4 protein-coding genes and 5 pseudogenes are annotated in these 4,750 nt (G+C 66.1%); 3 read left to right on the top strand and 6 right to left on the bottom strand.

Features of this window, described 5'->3' with window-relative positions:
- Positions 1-240: pseudogene (locus OTB20_RS39835) on the top strand (IS5/IS1182 family transposase); the annotation flags it as partial.
- On the opposite strand, the pseudogene OTB20_RS43025 reads toward OTB20_RS39835, so the two are convergent.
- Together OTB20_RS43025 and OTB20_RS39830 are read right to left on the bottom strand one after the other, a co-directional pair.
- A pseudogene (locus OTB20_RS43025) lies at positions 234-399 on the bottom strand (IS630 family transposase); the annotation flags it as partial. The pseudogenes OTB20_RS39835 and OTB20_RS43025 sit on opposite strands and share 7 nt — an antisense overlap.
- Positions 400-417: 18 nt before the next feature.
- Positions 418-801, bottom strand: a pseudogene (locus OTB20_RS39830) (helix-turn-helix domain-containing protein); the annotation flags it as partial.
- An 82-nt stretch (positions 802-883) separates the two neighbouring features.
- Here OTB20_RS39830 and OTB20_RS42650 point away from each other — a divergent pair.
- Together OTB20_RS42650 and OTB20_RS39820 are read left to right on the top strand one after the other, a co-directional pair.
- Positions 884-1,432: a transposase family protein gene (locus tag OTB20_RS42650; protein ID WP_324290473.1), complete on the top strand. Its 549-nt coding sequence runs from the start codon at positions 884-886 to the stop codon at positions 1,430-1,432.
- Entirely contained in the window at positions 1,380-1,541 is a 162-nt protein-coding gene (locus OTB20_RS39820) for a hypothetical protein (RefSeq protein ID WP_267824806.1), read from the top strand. The genes OTB20_RS42650 and OTB20_RS39820 overlap by 53 nt, the downstream gene beginning before the upstream one ends.
- Positions 1,542-1,800: 259 nt before the next feature.
- Here OTB20_RS39820 and OTB20_RS39815 read toward each other — a convergent pair.
- The 4 genes and pseudogenes from OTB20_RS39815 to OTB20_RS39800 form a co-directional block, all read right to left on the bottom strand.
- Positions 1,801-2,466 (bottom strand): annotated as a pseudogene (locus OTB20_RS39815) (ISAzo13-like element transposase-related protein); the annotation flags it as partial.
- Positions 2,467-2,589: 123 nt separating this feature from the next.
- The gene (locus OTB20_RS39810) at positions 2,590-3,156 is read right to left on the bottom strand and encodes a group II intron maturase-specific domain-containing protein (RefSeq protein WP_267824805.1); all 567 of its coding nucleotides are present in this window, start codon (positions 3,154-3,156) and stop codon (positions 2,590-2,592) included.
- Positions 3,156-4,019, bottom strand: a complete 864-nt coding sequence (locus OTB20_RS39805) for a reverse transcriptase domain-containing protein (RefSeq protein WP_267824804.1) — start codon at positions 4,017-4,019, stop codon at positions 3,156-3,158. Before OTB20_RS39805 ends, OTB20_RS39810 begins: the two co-directional genes overlap by 1 nt.
- 598 nt (positions 4,020-4,617) lie before the next feature.
- Positions 4,618-4,750 (bottom strand): annotated as a pseudogene (locus OTB20_RS39800) (ISAzo13-like element transposase-related protein); the annotation flags it as partial.

Here is a 4,750-nt window from a genome sequence, read left to right as displayed (position 1 = left end):
TACCAGGGCGCCAGCCGGCCAGTCCGCGTGCCGTTTCGGGGCCGCCGGCTCAAACGCTGGAAGCGCCGGCACAACAGCACCCACGCCAAGATCCGCTGCCTCGGCGAGCAGGCCATGGCCATGGCCATGGCCACCCTCAAGGGCAGGCGCCTGCTCCGCAAGCTCCGCCGCAGCACCAACCGGATCACCGACCTCGTGAAAGCCGTCCTCGTCCTTCACCACGCCTCAACATCAGGTTGAAAAAGGCTCAGTGCCTGCACCTGCGTCTTCTCGTCGACCGACAGCACCACGGCGCCACCGGGTGGGGCCAGGTACAGGCCGGCGACCGGCGACCTTCTCCGCGAACGCCGGGTCTTTCGAGATCTTGGAGGTGCCGCTGCAGTGCGGTTTCAGGTTCTCCTCACGCCAGATGCGGGCGATGTAGTGCCAGGACACAGAAATACCCTCGCGCCGTTTCAAGTGGTCGGCCAGCGTTCGCGTCGACCCGTGAGAGAGCCCGGAGTCCGCCGACGGGGACATTCTCGTCAAGGCGATCACCCGGGCCCGCATCCGGGGCGCCACCTGAGTTCGCGGCCCGCCCCGGCGTTTATCCTCCAGCCCGGCGATACCCCGCTCGGCATAGCGGAACTTGCAGCGGTCCACCGTCAGCGGTGCCACACCGGCGAGCTCGGCGATGTCCTTGCGCCGCCGCCCCTCGGCCGACCACAACACGATCCGTGCACGAAGCGCCACGACAGCCGGCACGTCTCGCGAACCCGCCAACTCTCGTAGTTCAGCAACCTGTTCAGAGGAGAGATCCATACCAGACTCAGCGATCACAGACGTCTAACGAGCTCGTGCATGGTTAGCGTGACGCTGGCTGGGTGAGGTCGTTGGGCTGTTCGTGGTGGGGATCGCGGCTCGCGAGTTGATCGTGTCGAAGCGTCGGATCACGGGGGTGTCAGCCACTGTGATCGCCGACTTGGTGGCTGAGTTGGGGCCGGTGTGGCAGGCCCGCAGAGATGCCGAGCTTCTGAAGGGGCCACGTCGGCGGGCTGTCGGTGCGGGTGCGAAGTACAAGCTGGTGTTCGTCGACCGGCTCCTGGCGGCCCTGGTCCACCTGCGGCACGGAGTGACCCACGACGTCCTGGCCTGCTGGTTCGAGGTGGACCGCTCCACGATCACCCGCGCGATCGGTGAGGTCAGGCCCTTGCTCGCGGACCGGGGCTGCCGTATCGATGGCGGGCTTCGGCTTCGGACACTCGCCGACGTCATCGCCCATCTCGGAGCGACGGGACAGACCGCTTTGATGGACGCGACCGAGATCCGGGTCCGCCCGGCCCTCGGCCCACCGCGGAGGCCGCAGTCGGTTCATCTCAGGCAAGAGCCGCATCAACGCGATGAAAGCCGTCGTCGTCACGGACCAGCGTGGCCGGCTCCTCTTCTGCGGTGAGGTGCGGGCCGGATCGGTCGCCGACATCACCCAAGCCCGTGACGCCGGGCTGGTTGATCTCCTCGCCGATACCATCGACCTGCAGATACTCGCCGACGCCGGCTATTAGGGCCTTGGTGCACAGACCAGCGGCCAGGTCATCACGCCACCAGGCAAACGCCGCGGGAAGCACCTCGAGCATCTCCAATGGCTGATGGCCCACCACGAGGCCGCCCGGTTCGCCCATTCCTCCGCGAGGATTCCCGTCGAGCACGGCATCGCCCACCTCAAGAACTGGCGGGCCCTCGCCCGGCACCACACCCGACGAGAAAACCTGCCCGACACCATCCGGGCCGTCGCAGGCTCCTCACCGACTAAGGGCTTGCAGATTATTGACATGTCATCTTGATCATGTTGTTGGACTCGTCGGTGAGGGTGAGGACCCGTGCTTGGAGGACTGCGAGAGCTGAGGGTGGCGTCGTCGCGGGCGGGATGGCGATGTTGTGGGTCTTCAGCAGTCGCCGGTTCTTCAGCAGGGTGCGGTGCATGGCGGTTCTGCTGCTGCCGAACAGCACGGCCAAGGGTTCCGCGGCCAGCGCGACGCGCATGTGGAGCACGGTGGCCAGGACCTGTTCGGGGAATGAGAGTCGGGGCGGTCGGCCTCGCTGGGGGTCACCGTCCGGGGCCAGGGTTGTTGTGAGTTGGTCCAGTTGCTGGTGTGTCATGCCGGTCAGTTCGGGATCGGTCAGCAGGGTCTGGTCCCACTGCCTGGTGGGTGTCTGCGGGGCCCGGGGCGGCGGGACGGTCGGGACGGGCTGGGGGTGCAGGGCATAGTTCCAGTCGCCGTGGAACGTGTGTCGGGTCAGCGGCAGGGCGGCCATCGCCGCGTCCTGGATCTGGACGCCAGTGGGATAGATGTTGGTGTCCAGTTGGGCGGTCACACGCAGTCCGGTGCGGGTGGTGGTCGCGGCGATCGACTGGACGATCACTTCGTGGCTGGCCAGGGGGCGTCCGCGCCAATTCATGGTGATGTGCGAGAACAGCCGGTGGTGAAGTAGGCCCGAAGCGCGGTCTCGTCTTTCGAGCGAGCCGTTTCTTCGGGCCTCTTCCCGCACCCGGCGTGCCACTCTCATGGCACCGGGCGCTCCACAAGTCCCGTCTCACCGCCCCGTTGATCTTCATCCGGTGGTCGGCCAAGGGGAAGGGATGACTGTTCCCCGGTATCGGTAGCGCGTCGTGCGCACCTTGCCGGGATCGAACAGTGTCCGTTCCCCGCCTGCTGGCCACCATCCCCCACCGCAGTAGAGACGGCGGAGATCCTTCCTGTTGATCCGGAGGTGCTTGCGGCGCAGCCACTTCATGACCTGGCTCCACGTGTACGAACTCAGGTACTGGAAGGTCGCGCTGGACACCCCGGGGCGGAAGTACATGCACCAGCCGAACAGCATCCGGTTGATCTGGATGAGCAGTTCGTCCAGTTGCAGGCCGGTGGCCGTTCTGCGGCGGATCGCCTTGACCTTGCCCATCGCGGCCTTCAGGGCCTTGCGCGAGGGGTAGGTGTAGACGTAGCTGCGGCTGGATCCGCGTTGGCGGTGGCGCTGGATGTGCCACCCGAGAAAGTCCAGCCCCTCGTCGATGTGGGTGATCAGGGTCTTCTCCACGGACAGGCGCAAACCCATCGTGGACAACACCTCCGCGATCTCCTCGCGCAGAGCGTCGGCGTCGTCCTTGGTGCCTTTGACCATCAGGCACCAGTCATCCGCGTACCGGGTAAGCCGGTAGTTGGGGAGACCTTGACGACGCCGCTTGGTCCGCGCCCAGGGCGTAGACCTCGGGCCTCCCGGGACTGGGCGATGTACTCGTCCAGGACCGAGAGGGCCACGTTGCTCATCAACGGCGAGAGAATCGAACCCTGTGGGGTCCCGGCGGTGGTCTCCCGAAGTACCCGGTCCTCACCGAGGATGCCTGACTTCAGGAACGCCTTCACCAAGCTCAGGACACGTTTGTCTCCGACGCGCTTCCCCACCCGGTCCATCAGGGCGGAGTGTGAAATCTCGTCGAAGCAGGCCTTGATGTCGCCCTCCACGATCCACTCATACGACTTGGACGTGAAGAAGCGCACCTCGGCCACCGCGTCATGAGCCCGGCGGTTCGGACGGAACCCGTAGGAACACGGGAGGAAATCCGTCTCGAAGATCGGCTCCAGCACCAGCTTCAAGGACGCCTGAACCACCCGGTCCGCGATCGTGGCGATCCCCAGCCGGCGCAATTTCCCGCCCGCTTTGGGGATCATCCGCTCCCGCACCGGCAGCGGACGGAAACTACGGTCCTTGATGCTGTCCCGCAGTTCGCCGAGGAACTCCTCGACGCCCGTCCGCTCCACGATGGACGCCGCTGTGCGGCCATCCACCCCGGCGGTCTTGGCACCCTTGTTACCCCGCACCCGATCCCACGCGACCAGCAGAAACGCGGGATCGGCACAGAGGTTGAACAGGTCATCGAACCTGCGATGAGGATCACCACGGGCCCAACGGTGCAGCTTGGTCTGGATCTCCAGTACCCGTCGCTCCGCCACATACGTGACGGCCTCAAGTTCGTCGGTATTCACCGGCGAGAACCTCCTGGTCTTCCAGCACTTCGGCCGCTGACTTGCTGGCCCCCTTCGCCATGTACACACCTCTCGTGCGCTCGGACTACTACGGGGCCTCCGCCACACACTGGAGCCGTCAGCCGACGACGGGCCTGCCCACCGGCTGACTGGATGCCAGCCGGGAAGGGCGGTTCCAGCATGCTTCCCACGTTCACCACTTTCCGGTCGACGAGCGAGCCGTCCAGCTCTACCCCGACAGCATCGCCACGCCTACGCCGCAGGCATTCAGCGTGGCCTCCTCACCAGCATCGAAAGACCGGCTTCGGAGTCGCCGACCGACAAGCGGACGGCGTGCGCTGCACCCGGCCCAGATCCTCCAGATTGGAGCCGGTGGAACACTTACGGGACGTCAGGCACTGGTTCCTCTCGTACGGCGTCTCGTCTTGCTTGCCGGACCCGCGTCGTCTGGAAGTACCGACGCGCTCCGTCGTTGTCAGGGCTGCTCCTACCTCCCCGTGCGTCTCCACGGATCGGCTGCCCTCAGCTTCACCGGACTACTGCGACAGTCCGGCGGCAGGGGTCTTGCACCCCTGCCCGGTAACCGTGGCGCCTCGTGGCGCACCTCGATCTTGTTCCACTTCGACGACCCCGGCGGCAGGTGACACACAGTGATCGTGAGCCCGGTTTCGGAGGCAAGGCGGGCGAGCTCGAGCTTCCAGGCGCGGGTGCGGTAGCCGTTGGAGCCGCCC

Origin of the sequence: Streptomyces sp. H27-H1 (assembly GCF_026627445.1) — a bacterium.
In the GTDB taxonomy this organism is placed as follows: domain Bacteria; phylum Actinomycetota; class Actinomycetes; order Streptomycetales; family Streptomycetaceae; genus Streptomyces.
This window is presented reverse-complemented; position numbering and strand designations above follow the sequence as displayed.